General features: G+C 64.3%; 19 protein-coding genes and 1 pseudogene. 2 read left to right on the top strand and 18 right to left on the bottom strand.

Annotated elements, in window-relative coordinates:
* Positions 1 to 32: 32 nt before the first annotated feature.
* Positions 33 to 542 carry a YceD family protein gene (locus tag MNI96_RS00790; RefSeq protein WP_249689458.1) on the bottom strand — a complete coding sequence of 170 codons (510 nt, stop codon included), beginning with the start codon at positions 540 to 542 and terminating at the stop codon, positions 33 to 35.
* A 72-nt stretch (positions 543 to 614) separates the two neighbouring features.
* Positions 615 to 1,154 (bottom strand): ubiquinol-cytochrome C chaperone family protein, encoded by a 540-nt coding sequence (locus MNI96_RS00785; protein ID WP_249689456.1) that lies wholly within the window; start codon positions 1,152 to 1,154, stop codon positions 615 to 617.
* Between the two features lie 141 nt (positions 1,155 to 1,295).
* Here MNI96_RS00785 and MNI96_RS00780 point away from each other — a divergent pair, with 141 nt between their 5' ends.
* Positions 1,296 to 1,733, top strand: coding sequence for an outer membrane protein assembly factor BamE (locus tag MNI96_RS00780; RefSeq protein ID WP_249689454.1), 438 nt, complete (start codon positions 1,296 to 1,298; stop codon positions 1,731 to 1,733).
* Positions 1,734 to 1,862: 129 nt separating this feature from the next.
* Here MNI96_RS00780 and MNI96_RS00775 read toward each other — a convergent pair whose 3' ends face one another.
* The 14 genes from MNI96_RS00775 to MNI96_RS00710 form a co-directional block, all read right to left on the bottom strand.
* A complete protein-coding gene (locus MNI96_RS00775; protein WP_249689452.1) occupies positions 1,863 to 3,998 on the bottom strand; it encodes a sodium-translocating pyrophosphatase in 2,136 nt (711 codons plus the stop codon).
* A 316-nt stretch (positions 3,999 to 4,314) separates the two neighbouring features.
* Positions 4,315 to 4,842 (bottom strand): transcription antitermination factor NusB, encoded by a 528-nt coding sequence (gene nusB, locus MNI96_RS00770; RefSeq protein WP_249689450.1) that lies wholly within the window; start codon positions 4,840 to 4,842, stop codon positions 4,315 to 4,317.
* Between the two features lie 2 nt (positions 4,843 to 4,844).
* Positions 4,845 to 5,291, bottom strand: coding sequence for a 6,7-dimethyl-8-ribityllumazine synthase (gene ribH / locus MNI96_RS00765; protein WP_249689447.1), 447 nt, complete (start codon positions 5,289 to 5,291; stop codon positions 4,845 to 4,847).
* A 203-nt stretch (positions 5,292 to 5,494) separates the two neighbouring features.
* Entirely contained in the window at positions 5,495 to 6,097 is a 603-nt protein-coding gene (locus MNI96_RS00760) for a riboflavin synthase (RefSeq protein ID WP_249689445.1), read from the bottom strand.
* Position 6,098: 1 nt separating this feature from the next.
* Positions 6,099 to 7,193, bottom strand: a complete 1,095-nt coding sequence (ribD, locus tag MNI96_RS00755) for a bifunctional diaminohydroxyphosphoribosylaminopyrimidine deaminase/5-amino-6-(5-phosphoribosylamino)uracil reductase RibD (RefSeq protein ID WP_249689444.1) — start codon at positions 7,191 to 7,193, stop codon at positions 6,099 to 6,101.
* Between the two features lie 49 nt (positions 7,194 to 7,242).
* The gene (nrdR, locus tag MNI96_RS00750; RefSeq protein WP_067214791.1) at positions 7,243 to 7,719 is read right to left on the bottom strand and encodes a transcriptional regulator NrdR; all 477 of its coding nucleotides are present in this window, start codon (positions 7,717 to 7,719) and stop codon (positions 7,243 to 7,245) included.
* A gap of 86 nt (positions 7,720 to 7,805) precedes the next feature.
* Positions 7,806 to 9,116, bottom strand: coding sequence for a serine hydroxymethyltransferase (gene glyA, locus MNI96_RS00745; protein ID WP_249690366.1), 1,311 nt, complete (start codon positions 9,114 to 9,116; stop codon positions 7,806 to 7,808).
* A gap of 187 nt (positions 9,117 to 9,303) precedes the next feature.
* Positions 9,304 to 9,507, bottom strand: a complete 204-nt coding sequence (locus MNI96_RS00740) for a DUF6898 family protein (protein ID WP_249689442.1) — start codon at positions 9,505 to 9,507, stop codon at positions 9,304 to 9,306.
* A 97-nt stretch (positions 9,508 to 9,604) separates the two neighbouring features.
* Positions 9,605 to 10,819, bottom strand: a complete 1,215-nt coding sequence (locus tag MNI96_RS00735; RefSeq protein ID WP_249690365.1) for a L,D-transpeptidase family protein — start codon at positions 10,817 to 10,819, stop codon at positions 9,605 to 9,607.
* A 405-nt stretch (positions 10,820 to 11,224) separates the two neighbouring features.
* The gene (ldtR, locus tag MNI96_RS00730) at positions 11,225 to 11,737 is read right to left on the bottom strand and encodes a transcriptional regulator LdtR (RefSeq protein WP_249689440.1); all 513 of its coding nucleotides are present in this window, start codon (positions 11,735 to 11,737) and stop codon (positions 11,225 to 11,227) included.
* Between the two features lie 263 nt (positions 11,738 to 12,000).
* Entirely contained in the window at positions 12,001 to 12,897 is an 897-nt protein-coding gene (gene mmsB / locus MNI96_RS00725; protein ID WP_249689438.1) for a 3-hydroxyisobutyrate dehydrogenase, read from the bottom strand.
* A gap of 123 nt (positions 12,898 to 13,020) precedes the next feature.
* Positions 13,021 to 13,431 carry a DUF6163 family protein gene (locus MNI96_RS00720; RefSeq protein ID WP_067214781.1) on the bottom strand — a complete coding sequence of 137 codons (411 nt, stop codon included), beginning with the start codon at positions 13,429 to 13,431 and terminating at the stop codon, positions 13,021 to 13,023.
* A 52-nt stretch (positions 13,432 to 13,483) separates the two neighbouring features.
* Positions 13,484 to 14,545 (bottom strand): enoyl-CoA hydratase/isomerase family protein, encoded by a 1,062-nt coding sequence (locus tag MNI96_RS00715; protein ID WP_249689435.1) that lies wholly within the window; start codon positions 14,543 to 14,545, stop codon positions 13,484 to 13,486.
* An 84-nt stretch (positions 14,546 to 14,629) separates the two neighbouring features.
* Positions 14,630 to 15,769 (bottom strand): isobutyryl-CoA dehydrogenase, encoded by a 1,140-nt coding sequence (locus MNI96_RS00710; protein ID WP_249689434.1) that lies wholly within the window; start codon positions 15,767 to 15,769, stop codon positions 14,630 to 14,632.
* Positions 15,770 to 16,038: 269 nt separating this feature from the next.
* On the opposite strand from MNI96_RS00710, the gene hemB reads away from it, so the two are divergent.
* Positions 16,039 to 17,007, top strand: coding sequence for a porphobilinogen synthase (gene hemB / locus MNI96_RS00705; protein ID WP_249690364.1), 969 nt, complete (start codon positions 16,039 to 16,041; stop codon positions 17,005 to 17,007).
* A 27-nt stretch (positions 17,008 to 17,034) separates the two neighbouring features.
* Here hemB and MNI96_RS00700 read toward each other — a convergent pair whose 3' ends face one another.
* Together MNI96_RS00700 and MNI96_RS22060 are read right to left on the bottom strand one after the other, a co-directional pair.
* A complete protein-coding gene (locus MNI96_RS00700) occupies positions 17,035 to 18,135 on the bottom strand; it encodes an aminotransferase-like domain-containing protein (RefSeq protein ID WP_249689433.1) in 1,101 nt (366 codons plus the stop codon).
* A 69-nt stretch (positions 18,136 to 18,204) separates the two neighbouring features.
* Positions 18,205 to 18,429 (bottom strand): annotated as a pseudogene (locus MNI96_RS22060) (GntR family transcriptional regulator); the annotation flags it as partial.
* Positions 18,430 to 18,526 lie beyond the last annotated feature (97 nt).

Below are 18,526 nucleotides of genomic sequence, written 5' to 3'. Positions count from 1 at the left end.
GGCAATCCGTCCCGATGGCTGGATGGCCCAGCTTACTCGTCGCGCTTGTGAAACCGCTCCAGAACGGCGAAGGGCGACGGCGGCTTGTCGTCGGCTTCTTCTCCAGCGTCGTCCCCGAAGCCGTCCGGCAGTTCGGCGCCCGGGGCACGTGGAAACGGATCGAGCGCGAGTGCCAGCTGCTCGCACAGGATCGCCCCCAGGTCGATCCTGCTGCTCTCCAGCAGGTCCGGCGGATCCTCGGCGAAGGCATCCACATCGATCTCGCCGTCGTCGGCGACACCCGCGAGGGCTTGCGCATCCGGATCAAAGCGCAGAGAGAAACGCTCGTCGATCACCTGCTCCACCGGCGCCAGAGTGATGACGCAGGTCTGGCTGGCACGCGCCTTCAGGTTCCCTTCCACGGCGACGCCTTCGCGTCTCCATCTGCGAAGCTCGAACCGGGCGATAACGTCGGTGAGCGCGACCAGCGAATAGGCCTTGGCCATGCGCTGCAGGCCCGCCTTGTCCGGGCGCAACTCTATGGCGAGCGGCTTCGCGGTCAAGTGCTGGACGTCCTGCGGATGCGAAAATGGAAAATCTGATAGGGTCATAGCTGTCTCTGTCTGCCTCCTGCTTCAGCCGATATCCGTCGGCTCGTCAGGCCAGACCGGCCCGTTTGCGATAATAGCCGGGGCATCCTGGTTCGAAAGCCCGTCCGCAGCACCGCGCAGGTAGCGGGCAATGGCATGCGCGGCCACCGCATCGTGGGCATCGGCGAATAGATTGCGGTTCACGAGGCTCTCGAGATCCTGCAGGCCATCGGCAGCCAGCGCTTCGGCAAGGGCGGCAGCACGCCCGTAGAAGGCCTCGGCCATTTTCTTGACCTTCTTGGGCACGCCCAGATCGCCAACGCCCATCTCGCGAAGCGACCCATCCATGTCGGCAAAAAACGTGTCGAAAAGCCGCTGGGAAAAGTCGGACGCGACCTCTCCCTCGCCCCTGAGGCGATTGAGCACGAGAATCGTGTGCAGCATCACCATCTCGAAACGGCCGTCGATGGTATCGGGCACATTGTACCGTGCGTAGAGCCACGGCTGCCGCGCCTGTGCCACGATCGAGGTGTAAGCGGCGAGCACTTCCGGACGCTGACGCCGGCGAAAGAGACCGAAGACCATGTGTTGCCTCGCTTGGACGAAGGTTGCCAAGTGGCCTAACGCAGGTTAGGGACTTTGCCAAGGATGCGCGGAGCGACAAAAACGGCACGCGGCTGCCTTCCGGCCGGGACAGCCGCCAGAAAGCAACAGGATACGCTTCACATGAAGACATGGATTCGCGGAGCATTGCTGGTGAGCGTCCTGGCGCTGCCGCTGGCCGGTTGCTTCACCACCACCATCAATCACGGCCATGTCATCCGGCCCGAGCGGGTGCGCGACATCCAGGTGGGATCGAGTCGCGAACAGGTGGAGCTGTTGCTCGGCTCTCCCTCGACCTCCTCTCGGCTCGACGGCGAAGCCTATTACTACATCTCGCAGGTCAAGGAGACGACCGCGTTCCTGATGCCCGAAACGGTCGAGCAGCGCGTCGTCGCCATCTATTTCGATGAGGAAGGCTTCGTGCGCGACACGGCCTATTACAGCCTGGAAGACGGCAAGGTCGTCGACATCCTCAGCCGCAAGACCCGCACCGGCGGCGCCGACTACGGCTTCCTGTCGCAGATCCTGCGCGGCGCCCAGAACCCGAGCCTCAACCTGTAGCAGCTGGGGACCGAGCGGTCCCTGATCCTGCCGGGAGCAAAAAAACGCCCGCAGTCAAGGCTGCGGGCGTTTTGCATTCTCGCTGATGAGCGTGCCTGGATACCGTCTGACGGTACCCAGGCCGCAACGTCAGCCGTGGGCCAGCACTGCCAGCAGCAGCAACGCGATGATGTTGGTGATCTTGATCATCGGGTTGATTGCCGGACCGGCAGTGTCCTTGTAGGGATCGCCGACCGTGTCGCCGGTGACCGAGGCCTTGTGCGCCTCCGAGCCCTTCATGTGCTTGACGCCGTCCTTGTCGACAAAGCCGTCCTCGAAGGACTTCTTGGCGTTGTCCCACGCCCCGCCGCCGGCGGTCATGGAGATGGCGACGAAGAGACCGGTGACGATGACGCCGAGCAGCATCGCGCCGACGGCGGCAAAGCCCTGCGACTTGCCCGCAATGGCGGTGATCACGAAGAACACCACGATCGGGGACAGGACCGGCATCATCGACGGGATGATCATCTCGCGGATCGCCGCCTTGGTCAGCATGTCGACGGCGCGGCCGTAATCCGGCTTCTCCGTGCCTTCCATGATGCCCGGCTTCTCGCGGAACTGCCTGCGCACCTCCTCGACGACCGCGCCGGCGGCGCGACCGACAGCGGTCATCGAAATGCCGCCGAAGAGGTAGGGAAGCAGACCGCCGAAGAGCAAACCGACCACCACGTAGGGGTTGGACAGGGAGAAATCCACCACGACCCCGTCGAAATAGGACCCGGGCGCCGCGTTGGCCGCGAAGTACTTCAGGTCCTCGGTATAGGCGGCAAAGAGCACCAGCGCACCAAGACCGGCAGAGCCGATCGCATAGCCCTTGGTGACGGCCTTGGTGGTGTTTCCGACTGCGTCGAGTGCGTCGGTGGTCACACGCACTTCCTGGGGCAGGCCGGCCATCTCCGCAATGCCGCCGGCATTGTCGGTCACCGGGCCGAAGGCATCGAGCGCAACCACCATGCCGGCAAGCGCCAGCATCGTCGTCACCGCGATGGCGATGCCGAACAGGCCGGCAAGATTGAACGCGCCGAGAATGCCCGCAATGATAATGATAGCGGGCAGTGCGGTGGCTTCGAGCGAGATGGCGAGGCCCTGGATCACGTTGGTGCCGTGTCCCGTAACGGAGGCCTGGGCAATCGAACGCACCGGACGATAGTCGGTTCCGGTGTAGTATTCCGTCACCCAGATGATCAGGCCCGTGACCACCAAGCCGAGAAGGCCGCAGTAGAATAGGTGCCGGCCGGAGAAGGTCAGCCCCCCCGAAGTGGTGTACTCGGTGGAAAAGCCCAGCCAGAAGAACACGATGGCGAACAGTGCCACAGCCGACAGGAGAGCGGTGGCGACGAAGCCCTTATACAGGGCGCCCATGATCGAGTTGTTGCTGCCGAGCTTGACAAAGAACGTGCCGATGATGGACGTGACCACACAGGCACCGCCGATCACCAGCGGCAGGAGCATCAGCTCGAGTGCTGCGGCTCCGGTGAAGAAGATCGAGGCAAGAACCATCGTGGCGACGACGGTCACCGCGTAGGTCTCGAACAGATCGGCCGCCATGCCGGCGCAGTCGCCGACATTGTCGCCGACATTGTCGGCGATGGTCGCCGGGTTGCGCGGATCGTCCTCCGGAATACCGGCCTCGACCTTGCCGACGAGATCGCCGCCCACATCCGCACCCTTGGTGAAGATGCCGCCGCCGAGGCGGGCAAAGATGGAGATCAGGGAGGCGCCGAAGCCGAGGGCGACCAGTGCATCGATGACGGTGCGGCTCTGCGCATCGTAGTTGAGGATCTCAGTGAGGATGGTGAAATACACGGCAACGCCCAGCAGCGCGAGGCCCGCGACGAGCATTCCCGTAACAGCCCCCGCCTTGAAGGCGATCTCGAGACCGGCAGCCAGTGACGTGCTGGCGGCCTGGGCGGTGCGGACGTTGGCGCGCACCGAGACGTGCATGCCGATATAGCCCGCGGCCGCCGACAAGATCGCACCGATGGCAAAGCCAATGGCGACCAAGCTGCCGAGCAACCAGACAACCAGTGCGAAGATGACCACGCCGGCGATGGCAATGGTCGTGTACTGACGGTTGAGGTAAGCCTGCGCGCCTTCCTGGATCGCGCCGGCGATTTCCTGCATGCGGGCATTGCCCGCATCGGCTGCCATGACAGACTGAATGGCCCATACGCCGTAGGCAATGGACAGCAGGCCACACAAAATTACTATTACGAGCTCGAGCATTCTTCCCCCCAATGAAGGACGCGGAAGGACCTTTCCTTGATTGTTATGCGGTCCTGCGGGAAGAACGGTATCTGTCCTGTGCGTCCCGTCAAGGACGAGTTTCCACCGTGTCTGAACGGGTCGCGCTGCCTGCAGCTTCCGGCAATGGCCATTCTGTCAGGTCGCGACAACAAGACTTACGCTGCGGAAACAACGGCAAAAGCTCAGGTCAGGAAAGTCTCTTCCGTAAGGGAAAATCCCGCCGAAAATCAAAGAAAAAGCCACAGCGGATCGCCGTGGCTGCTTCAATTCATCAGCAAGGACGCAAGGGAGGGACTCAGGCGCCGTCTCCCGCCTGCTCCGACTTGGCCGGGTCGTCGAACTCGCTGCTGCGGAACTCGCGCGCCAGCTTGTCGAGCACGCCGTTCACCATGCGCGGCTCTTCCGCCTCGTAGAAGGCGCGGGCAACATCAATGTACTCGCTGATCACCACACGGGCCGGAACGTCCTTGCGACGCATCAGCTCGAACGCGCCGGCCCGAAGGATCGCCCGCAGCGTCGTATCGATGCGGCGGAGTGGCCAACCGGCGACCAGCGAGCGATGGATCACCGGATCCAGATAGCGCTGCTCCGCGACCACGCCCTTGACGAGATCGCGGAACCACGACGCATCCGCTTCGCGGTATTGCTCGCCGTCGAGCTCCGCCCCCAGGCGGAACGCCTCGAACTCGGCCAGCACGTCGGCAAGGCTCGAGCCGCCGACATCCATCTGGTACAGCGCCTGGACAGCAGACAGGCGCGCCGCGCCGCGCTTGTTGGCGGGGCGGACGGCCGGCTCTGTCCTGGCTTCGTTGTCTTCAGTCATTGTCAGATTCCGAAACGGTCCCTGACCGCGATCATGTCGAGGGCGGCCTGTGCCGCGGCGGCGCCCTTGTTCTTCTTCGCCGGGTCGGCGCGGGCCCAGGCTTGCTCGCCGTTCTCGACCGTCAGGATGCCGTTGCCGAGCGGCAACGCCGCGTCGATGGTGAGCTCCATCACTGCACGGGCCGACTCGTTGGCGACGATGTCGTAGTGCGAGGTCTCGCCGCGGATCACGCAGCCAAGGAGCACGAAACCGTCATAGTCCGCAGTGCCCGCCTCCATGGCAGCCAGTGCCATGGCAAGGGCAGCTGGAATCTCCAGGACGCCGGGGACGGACACGCGGGTGACGTCGGCGCCCTGCCCTTCGAGGACATCCATGGCGCCAGCGACCAGAGCGTCGGCGATATCGTCGTAGAAGCGGGCGTCGATGATCAAGATGCGAGGGGTCGTCATGTCGCTCTCTTCGCTTTCATGTCATGGCAAGCCGGGAGCCGGGCGCGCAAGAGACGTCAGAACGGACCGGCTGCACTGCCGGAGGAGCCGGCAACAAGGTGCCGGTAGGAACCATGCCGGGCCGGTTTTGTCCAGCGCGGATTGTCAAACCCGCCATGCCGCTAGCGGGCATCTGACGCGATGTCTCCGCCCGGTGGGGAGCGTCACCGGTACTCTGCAAGACGCGCTGCGTATCGCGCCATCATGTCGACTTCGAGGTTGATGCTGTCGCCGGCCTTGCGGTCTCCCCAGGTCGTCACAGCCAGGGTGTGCGGAATGAGAAACACCGTGAACGTGTCGCCGTCCACCTCGTTGACCGTCAGCGACGTGCCGTGCAGGGCGATGCCGCCCTTCCTGGCGATGAACGGAGCGCACTCTGCCGGGGCGCGGAAGCGGAAGAACACCGAGTCCGGATGGTCGATGCGCTCCAGGATCTCTGCCGTGCCGTCCACATGTCCCTGGACGATGTGACCGCCAAGCTCGTCGCCCATCTTCAGCGAGCGCTCCAGATTGACGCGATCTCCCGCCTTCCAGCCGCCGACGGTCGTCAGGCGCAAGGTCTCGGCCGCCGACTCGATCTCGAACCAGTTGTCGCTGCCATCCCTGCCCCTGGCCGTAACCGTATGGCAGACACCGTCACAGGCAATCGATGCGCCGATGTCGATGCCGTCGGGATCGTAGGCGGTGAGGATGCGCGTACGCAAACCCGCCGGAATGGCCTCGACCGAGGCAATGCGTCCCATGTCCGTGACGATACCGGTGAACATGTTAGCTCCTTTCGCGGACAAAATGGGTCATCGTGTCGGCACCGACCCGCCGGGTGCCGACATTGCGGAACCTGACGCTGGCGGTGACCATATCCGTACCACGCGAACCGAAGGGCAGGATGCCCCCTTGCCCGATCACGAGGCTGCTTTGCGAGATGATCACCTCGTCGGCAAGGTCCGTGTCCAGGAAGGCGCGCGCCACCGTCGAACCGCCCTCGACCATCAGCTTGGTAATGCCGCGCTGCCCCAGAGCCCGGACGGCCGTGCGCGGATCGATCGGCTCGCCCTTCGCCCGCGCCAGGCGGATCACGGTGCAGCCGGCAACCGTCAGCGCTTCTACCTTATCGGGATCGGCATCGGCGGCGACAAGCAGCCAGAGCGGAATCTCGCCGGCGGTCTGGACCAGCTTGCTGTCCAGCGGGAGCCGGGCATTCGTATCGAGAATGATGCGCACCGGAGACCGGTGCGAAAGCCCGGGCAAACGGCAATTGAGCGAAGGATCGTCGGCGAGCGCCGTGCCGATGCCGACGAGAATTCCGTCGCACTCAGCACGCAGGATATGGACACGCCGGAAAACATCCTCGCCGGTGATGGCGATCTGCCCCGCCCCGCGACGGCCGATGAACCCATCGCGCGAGACGGCAAGCTTGAGAACCACAAGCGGGCGACCGCGCGTCAGGCGGCTGACATGGCCAGCATGCAGAGCGCTGCAAAGTTCCTCGCGTACACCGGAACGTACCTCGACGCCGGCGGCCTCCAGCATCGCCACACCGCGGCCCGAAACGCGCGGGTTGGGGTCGAGCAACCCGATCACGACCCGGCGAATACCGGCCTGGGCCAACGCGACGCAGCACGGACCAGTGCGCCCCTGGTGGGAACAGGGCTCAAGGGTGACATAGCAGGTGGCGCCGCGCGCAGCTTCACCCGCCTGAGCGAGGGCGACGACTTCCGCATGCGGTCCGCCGGGCGGGCGGGTGTAGCCGCGGCCGACCACGACCGGGCCATCGCCGTCATCGCGCACGATCAGAGCGCCGACTGCGGGGTTGGGCCATACACGGCCGAGCGCACGCCGCGCATAGGATGCGGCGGCGGCCATGAAACGATCATCGTGCCAGCTGTCCGGCATTGTCAGGGATGTCCGAGGGTCAGGTCTCGTCGAAGGCCGCAGCGTCGGGCCCACTCATCTCGTCGAGAAGGGCCTCGAAGTCCTTGGCTTCCCGGAAATTCTTGTAGACGGAGGCGAAGCGCACATAGGCGACGTCGTCGATCACCTTCAACCCTTCCATGACCAGGTTGCCGATGTCGCTCGCCTTGATATCGCTCTCGCCCGAGCTCTCAAGTTGGCGCACGATGCCGCTCACCATCCGCTCCAGACGCTCCGGTTCGACGGGGCGCTTGCGGGTGGCGATACGGACCGACTGCATCAGCTTGTCGCGATCGAACGGCACGCGGCGACCGCTGCGCTTGATCACGGTCAACTCGCGCAGCTGGACGCGTTCGAAGGTGGTGAAGCGACCGCCACAGGCGGTGCAGATCCGGCGACGGCGGATTGCGGTGTTGTCCTCCGTGGGACGCGAGTCCTTCACCTGGGTATCGTCACAACCGCAATAGGGGCACTTCATGCGCTTTGGGCTCCGGACCAGTAAGCCGCCTTCGCGGCGGCCCACAAGACTGGTTGCCGGTGCGCATCCCACGCACCGGCCTGCAATCAAAGGTTCGGGTAGATCGGGAAGCGATCGGTCAGTGCGATCACCTTTTCCTTCACCCGAGCCTCGACCTCGGCATTTCCATCATCGCTGTTGGAGCTGCGCAGTCCGTCCAGCACCTCGACGATCAGCCGGCCGATCTCGCGGAACTCGCCCTGACCGAAGCCGCGGGTGGTGCCGGCCGGGGTACCCAGACGGATGCCCGAAGTAACGAACGGCTTTTCCGGGTCGAAGGGAATGCCGTTCTTGTTGCAAGTGATGTTGGCACGGCCGAGAGCCGCCTCGGCACGCTTGCCGGTGGCGTTCTTCGGGCGCAGGTCGACAAGCATCAGATGGTTGTCGGTACCGCCGGACACGATGTCGAGTCCCTGCTCCTGCAAGCTGGCGGCAAGCGCCTTGGCGTTGGCGACGACGGCCTGGGCGTAGGTCTTGAACTCCGGCTGCAGCGCCTCGCCGAGAGCAACGGCCTTGGCGGCGATGACATGCATCAGCGGACCGCCCTGCAGGCCCGGGAAGACTGCCGAGTTGATCTTCTTGGCGATGGCCTCGTCATTGGTCAGGATGAGACCGCCACGAGGACCGCGCAGAGACTTGTGGGTGGTGGTGGTGACCACATGCGCATGCGGCAGCGGAGACGGATGTGCGCCACCGGCGACGAGGCCGGCAATGTGCGCCATGTCGACCATAAAATACGCACCGACCGAGTCGGCGATCTCGCGCAGGCGCTTCCAGTCCCAGGTGCGGGAATAGGCCGTGCCGCCGCCGATGATCAGCTTCGGCTTGTGCTGTTCGGCAAGGCGCGCGATCTCGTCCATGTCGAGCATGTGATCGTCCGGACGCACCCCGTAGGACACGACGTTGAACCACTTGCCGGACATGTTGACCGGCGAGCCGTGGGTCAGGTGACCACCCGAATTGAGGTCGAGGCCCATGAATGTGTCGCCCGGCTGCAGCAGCGCCAGAAACACGGCCTGGTTCATCTGGCTGCCGGAGTTCGGCTGAACGTTGGCGAACTGGGCGCCGAACAGCTTCTTGGCGCGATCGATCGCCAGCTGTTCGACTACGTCGACATACTCGCAGCCGCCGTAGTAGCGCTTGCCCGGATAGCCTTCGGCATACTTGTTGGTGAGGATCGTGCCCTGCGCCTCGAGCACGGCCAGAGAGACGATGTTCTCCGACGCGATGAGTTCGATCTCGTGGCGCTGGCGGCCTAGTTCGCTGGTAATCGCAGTGTTGATCTCCGGATCCGCATCGGCAAGCGAGCGAGTGAAGAAGTTCGGATAAATCGCCGTGTCGAGCGAGGTGTCAGTCATCGACATCGTCGGTCCCCTCTAGCAGTCCTGAAGTGAGATCAATCGCGCATGGCGACCATTGGTACCGTCGGAACAATGCCGGATCGGCCAGACCAAAAGGTCACGCCAGATAGCACAGCCACTCGCGGGAACCAAGGCCCATTGCCCGGGCCGCGACATCTCGCCGGCTCAGTTCCCTGCAGCGGGATCAGCGGGCGGGCGCCCCTTCGGCAAGGCGCCTCATAAGCTTCCGCAGGGCAAGTTGCTGTAGGTCGGCCTGCGAGGCCTGAACAGGACCGATCACGACGACCTCGATACCGGTCGTGGCATCGATCGCAGTCACCTTGACCTGCCGGCCGACGGGGTAGAACTCGAAATAGACCTCGCCTTTCGGCTGCCTTCCAACGGTCACGACATCATCCGTCCAACACGAGCAAGACTGCCGCGCTCCGGCCGGACGAGACCGCCCCGGGGCGACCCGTCCTTGTCCGGATGCGACAGCCTGTCGATCACTGCAGGGAAGCGCTTCCGACCGCGGCCTCGCTCATGAGAACGCCGTCGCGATTGTAGATGTCCTCACGGAAGTGGATCACGCCTTCGGCGGTCGCCCATGCGGTTACGTAGGACATGTAGATCGGGATCTTGGTGCCGAGCTTCACATCTTCACGCGCGCCGGACCGGATCGTCTCGTCGACCCGGGCGCGGCTCCAGTCGGAGGTCGTGCTCTCGAGCAGCCAGGTGATTAGTTCGCGAACGTTCTGCACGCGCACGCAACCGGACGAATGGAAGCGATAGTCGGAGCCGAAGAGCGACTTGGACGGCGTATCGTGCAAATAGACCTGATGCGAGTTGTGGAAATTGATGCGCACCGACCCCAGCGAATTGATCTCGCCCGGCTCCTGGCGGAACTGATACTGAGTCGCCTCGTCGGTGTTCCAGTTGATCTGCTGCCAGGCGAGCTCGTTGCCCTTCCAGTCGAAAATCCGGATGCGATTCTTCTCGAGGTAAGCCGGATCCTCGTTCATCTTCGGAATCAGGTCCTTTCGGATGATCGAGACCGGAACCGTCCAGTACGGATTGAAGTTGAGCTCGTAGATCGACGAGTTGAGAATCGGCGTCTGGCGGTCGATCTTACCGACGACCGCAGTGTGGCGCGAACGCACGCGGCCGTTCTCCACCGCCTCGATCTCAGCCGCCGGAATGTTGACCATCACGTAGCGGTCGCCCAAAAAACCGGACATGGAGCGCAAGCGCACCAGATTGGTCTCCAACTGGCCCAGCCGCACGTCGGCCGAAACATTCATCGCTACCAGAGTGCTCTGGCCGACCACGCCATCCGGCGTCAGGCCATGGCGCAGCTGGAAGCGCCGCACAGCCGCATCGACGTAAGAGTCGAATGTGTCGGAGAGACCCGCGGTCTGCTCGAGATCACCTGAAACCATGAGGCGGCGGCGCAGCGACAGGACGTGCTCGTCACGCATACCCAGCCGCATCGCCTTTCGGCCGCTGGTCACCGGCTGCCAGCCCCCCTGCTGAACGATCATCGAGTAGCGCTGGATCGCCGTCTCTACATACGTCGCCGTGTCGGGAGACAGGGTCGGAAACGAGGATTCGACCGCCTGCAGGCTGCGCATCGTCGTATCGAACTGGTCGTTCCATTCGACGCTCTGTTGCTCGATCCTCATCTGCACGGGGGCCGGCTGCGCCAGCGCATCCCCCCCCATCGCGACGGAGGCGAAAACGCCTGTCAGTGCCAATGCGGCGCCCCGCGCGCCGGCCCGCAGGCCAAGAAGGCGCCCATCGAAAAGGTCGGTTGCTGCAAATCCCACCGTATCGACTCCAGTCCCAGGTCAAGCTCAGAAAGGTCTCGTCAGGGATACGCCGCCAGCATTAACAAATGCCCACAACCGTCGACAAAGGAGACCCGCCCCGGCCCGACGCGGCAAGAACTCTGCCCGGACCACACTACATCCGCATCGGATGATGCAATGGTTCCTAAGCCATCCCAATATGGCGCATTCATGTCGCGGCGCGAAAAAGCGTAAACCGGCCGCCACATGCGCCGAAGCCGCCTCGCACAATCTGCGCGAAGCGGCTTCGATGAGGACTGGCCGGAAAATGTCCGGCAATCAGAGACGATACAGGATCTGGTCGGTCCAGAAACGCTCCAGGCGGCGCAACGAACGGTTCAGGACCTTAAAGTCGTCGGGACCGATCTCGCCGACCTGCTCGACCGACAGCATGTGCCGCTCGTACAGGGCGCTCACCTTCCCGGCAACGTCCTTACCCTTCTCCGTCAGGCTGACACGGACCGAACGGCGGTCGGTGCGGGAGCGTTGGTGGTGGATGAAGCCCATGTCGACGAGCTTCTTGAGGTTGTAGGACACGTTCGAGCCGAGATAGTAGCCACGGGTCCGCAGTTCACCGGCGGTCAGTTCCGCGTCGCCGATGTTGAACAGCAGCAGCGCCTGCACGCTGTTCACGTCTGCGCGCCCTTCGCGGTCGAACTCATCCTTGATCACATCGAGCAGTCGCCGATGCAGACGCTCGACAAGCGTCAAAGCTTCCAGGTAGTGCGGCTTGATGTCATCGCTCTCTTCAGCCTGCAACGTGACGTCGACTGCCTTTTTTGCGGTCATCATTTGTTTGCGCCTCATGTATTGTTAGCGGTGCGTTTTTGTCACCTTGAGACAGACAATACGGGAGGGTCTCTAAAATCCGCTTAAAAAGGAGACTAAATCTCCGGTTAACGCGCAAATGCGATGCAGGGCGCAACGAAATACAGTCTGTTAATGATATTTTCCAGCGAACATCAGGATTTTCAGGGGCAACTCAAGCGAGCAAGGCGCGAAACGGTCTCCCGCTTCGCGCCCCTACCGTCGTTGGTGTCCAGCCTATGGACGGTTCAGGCGCCCGTCTTGCCGCGCAGGAACCGGACGATGCCGGAAAAGTCCGTATCGGCATCGCCGCCATTGCAGAAAAGATTGTAAAGGGCTGCCGCCTCGGCACCGAGCGGCGTGGATGCGCCGCTGGCATGCGCGGCTTCCTGAGCGAGCTTTAGGTCCTTGAGCATCATCGCTGCCGCAAAGCCCGGCTGATAATCGCGGTTGGCCGGGGATGTCGGCACCGGACCCGGCACCGGGCAATAGGTCGTCAACGACCAGCACTGGCCCGAGGCGGTGGAGGAAATGTCGAACAGCTTCTGCGCGTCGAGACCGAGGCGCTCGGCAAGGACGAACGCTTCGCACGTGCCGATCATCGAAATGCCCAGCAGCATGTTGTTGCAGATCTTCGCCGCCTGGCCGGTGCCGGCACCGCCCGCATGAACGATCGTCTTGCCCATCACGTCCAGATAGGGACGCGCCGCCTCGAAGGCGGCATCCGGACCGCCGACCATGAAGGTCAGCGTACCGGCCGCAGCGCCGCCGACACCGCCGGAGACCGGCGCGTCGACCATGGGCATGCCGGCCTTTTCAGCGGCCGCCGCAACCGCGCGTGCGCTCTCCACGTCGATGGTCGAGCTGTCGATAAGCAGCGTTCCGGGGCGGGCATGCGACAGGATGCCATCTTCGCCCGTATAGACCTTGCGCACATGTGCGCCGGCCGGAAGCATCGACACGATCACGTCGACGTCGGACGCCACCTCGGCGAGATTGTCCGCCGTCTTGCCGCCCGCCTCCACGAGGCGCGCCTTGGCCTCCGCCGACAGGTCGAGGCCGCGCACGTCGTGCCCTGCCTTGACCAGATTGGCAGCCATCGGACCGCCCATGTTCCCAAGCCCGATAAACCCGACCTTTGCCATAAGCACTTCTCCCTTTTCCGCCCCGACGGCGGCACTATCACTCCCGCCCGCGACGTCGCGCGAGCGTGTCAGTTCAGGCGAACCGGGGCCGGCCTCCCTGCCCCGGTTCGCAGCCTTGCGCGATCAGCGTCGCTGCTCTCTTTCACTGAGGTAGAGCAGGATGAGGTAGATCGCGATGGTCGTCAGATAAAAGGCGATCTCGTACGGACGCCGTCCGAAGATGTCCGCGAAGAGCGTGTGCATCACCACCTGGGTGAGCGCTCTGGTCAGCCACATTACCGTGCCCCAGGACACGGTGAGCCAAAGGCCGATGGCCGCAACCAGATCGAGAACGCCGAAGAAAACCGTCGCCGCCTGCCATTCGACGGGCATTTCCCAGAACCACTGGCCACGCCACGGCGAGAAGCCGACGATACGCGCCCAGTGAATCAGTCCGCTGAAGATCAGCAGGACGGCAATGGCGCGCAGATACCAGACAAGCGTCACGGACCAGGCCGGCCTGTGCTTCAGATAATCCAGAAACAGCGTGGTCATGGACAAGTCCTTCTGTTCCGCCCGGACGCCCTAACGGGCTGGGCAGATCACGTCACACATCGAGATCGCCGCCGACGGGCATCTCGAAATGCGCCAGGATGTCCGCTTCGGTCACATCGGCCAGTTCGGCCGGCGACCACTTCGGCGCGTTGTCCTTGTCGACGATGACCGCACGCACGCCCTCGTAGAAGTCGGCGCCCTGGAGAATGTGGCAGACGATGCGGTATTCGAGGCGCATGCAGTCTTCGAAGTCGAGCGCCGCGCCGCGGCGGAGCTGCTGGAACGCAAGCATCACGCTGGTCGGCGACTTGGACCGAATTACGGCCGCAAGATCGCCGGCCCATCCCGCATCCGGATCGCCCGCGCGTGCCGCATGCTCGTCCAGAGCCGACAGGATTTCGGCGACGGAACTGCGGCCAAAAATGTCGGCGATGATGGGTGCACGCGCGGCGAGCGGCGCCTCCCCGACATTGTGGCGTGCTGCGTAGCGGGCAATCGTTCCGTCGATATCGTCGGTTTCGGTCAGGTCTCGGGTCAGTGCTTCCATGTCGCCGGCGGCGATGCCATGGGTCAGGATGCCGGCCCACAGGGCGTCCGCCTGCTTGAACCTACCTGCGGAAAGGGCCGCCATCATCCCGGTCTCTTGCGGCATGCGCGGCAGGAACCAGGAGCCGCCGACATCGGGAAAGAAGCCGATGCCGGTCTCGGGCATGGCGAAGGTGGTACGCTCGGTGCCGACGCGGTGGCTGCCGTGGACGGATACGCCCACGCCGCCGCCCATGACGATCCCGTCGATCAACGCGACATAGGGCTTGGGAAAGCGCTTCACGCGCACGTTGAGGCGATACTCGTCGCCGAAGAACTGAGCCCGCGTCGGATCGCCCGACATGCCCTGGTCGTAGATCTTGCGGATGTCGCCGCCGGCGCAGAAGGCGCGGTCGCCCGCGCCGCGCACGATCACATGGCCGATTGCGTCCTCAGTCGCCCAACGTTCCAGCTGGTCGATCATCTCCAGAACCATTCCGTGCGTCAGCGCATTGAGCGCCTTGGGACGGTTCAGGGTGACAACACCGGCACGGCCGATCCGCTCAAACAGGATCTCGGGTTCGCTCATCAAGTATCCTCAACAAATTCGCCAGAACTCTCGTCTCATTCCAAACGGCGAAGGAAAATTTCGCGTAGCAATACGCTCGCCCCGTCAATCCTTCAGGAGTTCCCGGGCGATGATCACACGCATGATCTCGTTGGTACCTTCCAGAATCTGATGCACGCGAACGTCACGCAGATAACGCTCCACCGGATAGTCACGCAGATAGCCGTAACCGCCGTGCAATTGCAACGCCTCGTTGACGACGGAAAAACCCACATCGGTGGCCATGCGCTTGGCCATGGCCGCCATGCGGGTCGCGTCCGGCGTCTTTGCATCGACCAGCGTCGCGGCCTTGTGGAGCAGCAGCCGCGCGGCTTCCAGCTCCGTCGCCATGTCCGCAAGGCGGAACTGCAATGCCTGGAATTCTGCCAGCGGGCGTCCGAACTGCCGCCGCTCCTTGAGATAGGCTACAGAGCGGTCGAGGCAGCTCTGCGCCGCGCCGAGCGAGCAGGCGCCGATGTTGAGGCGGCCACCATCGAGACCGGCCATGGCGATGCGGAAGCCCTCGCCTTCCTCGCCGATGCGGTTCGCCACCGGAACGCGGCAGTCGGAGAAGTTCACCTGGGCGGTCGGCTGGCTCTTCCAGCCGAGCTTGACCTCCTGGGCACCGAAGCTGAGGCCGGGCGTGTCCTTTTCCACCACGAGGCAGGAGATGCCCTTCGGCCCCTCCCCGCCAGTGCGCACCATCACGACATAGACGTCCGACACGCCCCCGCCCGAGATGAAGGCCTTGGAGCCATTGAGCACATAGTGATCGCCGTCGAGAGCCGCGCGGGTGCGCAGGCTCGCCGCGTCCGATCCCGATCCGGGCTCGGTCAGGCAGTAGCTGGCAAACCGCGCCATGGAGCACAGGTCGGGAAGAAACCGCTCGCGCTGCTCCTGCGAGCCGAAGCGGTCGATCATCCAGGCGGCCATGTTATGGATGGAGATATAGGCGGCGGTCGACGTGCAGCCGGCAGCCAGTTCCTCGAAGATCACCGCTGCGTCCAGCCGGCCGAGCCCCGAGCCGCCGACGTCGTCGCCGACATAAATCCCGCCGAAGCCGAGCTCCGCCGCCTTGCGCAGCGTCTCCACCGGAAAGAACGACTTCTCGTCCCACTCCCTGGCATGGGGCTCCATCTCGTCTCGCGCGAACTGGCGAGCGACATCCTGAAACGCACGCTGGTCTTCCCCGAGCGCAAAATCCATTGCCTGCCTCCTCCCAGAGCCGTGTCACGACGCGAGGCTGCACGGCCTCGGTTCCCGACGGTAGACTGCTGGATTATCCAGCCCCCGGCCCTGCGTCAATCCGGCCAAGGGATGCAAGGTCGGACAGGCTTCCGGTAGGCACCGCCACAGTGCTAGGGTCCGTCCAACTCGATCAACACCCCTGCAGGGAAGTTCCGATGACCGCTCACCAGCGCCCCACCCTCAATGCCAAGGCCCACGATGTCGATAGTATCGTCGGGGGACGCCGCATGCGCCGCAACCGCCGCACCGACTGGTCACGCCGGATGGTGCGCGAGAACACGCTGACCGTCGACGACCTGATCTGGCCGCTGTTCCTGACCGACGGCACCGGCATCGAGCAGCCTGTTCCCTCCATGCCGGGCGTCATGCGCTACAGCGTGGACAATATCGCCCGCCAGATCGAGGAAGCCGCAGAGCTCGGCATTCCGGCGATCGCCCTCTTTCCCAATACCGATCCGTCGCTGCGCGATGCCGACGGCTCGGAAGCCCTCAACCCGGAAAACCTGATCTGCCGCGCGTGCCGCGCCATCAAGGACACTGGCCTGCCGATCGGCATCGTCACGGATGTGGCGCTCGACCCCTATACCAGCCACGGGCATGACGGCCTGATGAAGGGCGAGGTGATTCTGAACGACGAGACAGTCGCCCAGCTGGTGGCCCAGGCACTGCTGCAGGCCGAAGCCGGTGCCGACGTCATCGCCCCGTCCGACATGATGGACGGGCGCATCGGCGCGATCCGCGCCGGCCTCGATGCCGCCGGCTACCGGGACGTCCAGATCATGTCCTACGCGGCGAAGTATGCGTCTGCCTTCTACGGTCCTTTCCGCGACGCGGTTGGTACCAACGCGACGCTCGTCGGTGACAAGCGCACCTACCAGATGGATCCGGCCAACAGCGACGAGGCCCTGCACGAGGTCGCGCTGGATCTGGAGGAAGGCGCCGACATGATCATGGTCAAGCCGGGGATGCCCTATCTCGACATCATCCGCCGGGTGAAGGACACGTTCGAGCGGCCGACCTTCGCCTATCAGGTGTCCGGCGAATACGCGATGATCATGGCGGCCGCCGGGAACGGTTGGCTCGACGGCGAGCGGGCGATGATGGAGAGCCTGATGGCCTTCAAGCGCGCCGGGGCGGACGGCGTGCTGACCTATTTCGCGCCGCGTGCAGCAAGAAAGCTCAAGGGGCTCGACTGACCCGGCTGCGCCCCGGCACCAAGCGCCTCAAGGTAGAATCTGAGGCCCGCGCGGCGGGCGCGCCATGAGGCTCGCAAGATCCTCCAGCGCCCGCCGGCAGACGTCATCCTGCGCCACGCTTCCAAGGCACAGGCGCACCGCCTCCGGTGCGCCGCGCGGCTCGACCGCGAAGAAACGCGCCGGCGCCACTCGCACGCCGAGAGCCTCAGCTTCCGCCGAGAAGGCGTCGGCAGACCACCCACCCGCAAGCTCCAGCCATGCAAGACCGCCCTGCAACGCCTCCGGCTTCAGCTGCGGGAAGAGCTCGTGCGCGATTGTTGCGCGCTCAGCGATGCCACGGCGTATCCGCGCCAACCGGGCCTCGAACCCGCTATCTGAAAGGATGTGCACGGCAACCCGTGTTAGCAGCGGCGAGACCATCAGGCTGAGCGCGTTCTCCACCGCGAGGATTTGGCGGGCGAGCGGCTTCGGCGCAGCAACAAACCCGACGCGCAGGATCGGCGCCACGCATTTGGAAAGGCCCGTGACCAACACCGTGCTTTCGGGCAGAAATCCCGAGATCCCGGTGTCCGTGCTCTCGTCCGCCAGAAAATCGTAGATACGGTCCTCGACCACCACCACGCCGTGGCGGGCAGCGACTTCGGCCAGTTGCGCGCAGCGCCGTGCGGACATCCGGCGCCCGGTCGGATTCTGCGTCGAAGGCATGAGGAAGACGCAGGCGATCTTGGCACGCCGGCACAAGGCCTCGAACGCCTCCGGATCCATGCCCTCCTCATCCATGCGCACCGGATGAAGCCGCGCTCGCGCCACGCTCGCGGCGCTGATCACGCCCGGATAGGTGAGCGCATCGCAGGCGATGCCGCCGCCGTTTTCGGTCAGAGCCAGAAAGGTGGAGGCGATCGCCGCCTGGGCGCCGGCCGTCACCACGATCTCGTCGGCATCCAGTTCTCTGCCCTGCCGGCCGAGAAAGCGCGCGGCGATGGCCCTGATCTCTTCGTCCTCACCGGTCGCGAGATAGGCGAGCGGCAGATCCCCGGCCGCCAGGTCCGACTGCACCGCAGCCAGCGCGGTCCCGACAAGGCTCGAGGCATCCTCGATGAGAAAGCTGTTCACGGCCAGATCGGTCACATGCTGCGTCGTCCTGGTCGCTGCTTGAGGAAAGGCGAGCTTGCGGTCGCCGGAAGCGATGAAGGTTCCTCGCCCCACCTCTCCATGTGCAAGGCCGGCAAGTTCCAGCGCCCGATAGGCGCGCGCAACGGTTCCCGGCGCGCAGCCGAGTTTCCAGGCGGCCTCGCGAATCGGCGGCAGACGGTCGCCAGCCGCAAGGAGGCCTCGCTCGACGCAGGACCGCAGATGCGCTTCCAGCGAACGGACCGTGACCGGCTGATCGAGACCGACGGAGATATCAGGCAATATTGTCACAAGAACAATGTTACGATTGTATCAGAAGTTGTTTCAAGACAAATCTGCCGGCGAAACACAATCCGCGACCGCCGGTCGCCCTCATGAAGTCGCTGCC

The sequence above is a fragment of the Stappia sp. WLB 29 genome (assembly GCF_023507705.1).
In the GTDB taxonomy this organism is placed as follows: Bacteria; Pseudomonadota; Alphaproteobacteria; order Rhizobiales; family Stappiaceae; genus Stappia.
Note: the sequence above shows the minus strand (reverse complement) of the source record. Positions and strands in the feature narration are given on the sequence as shown.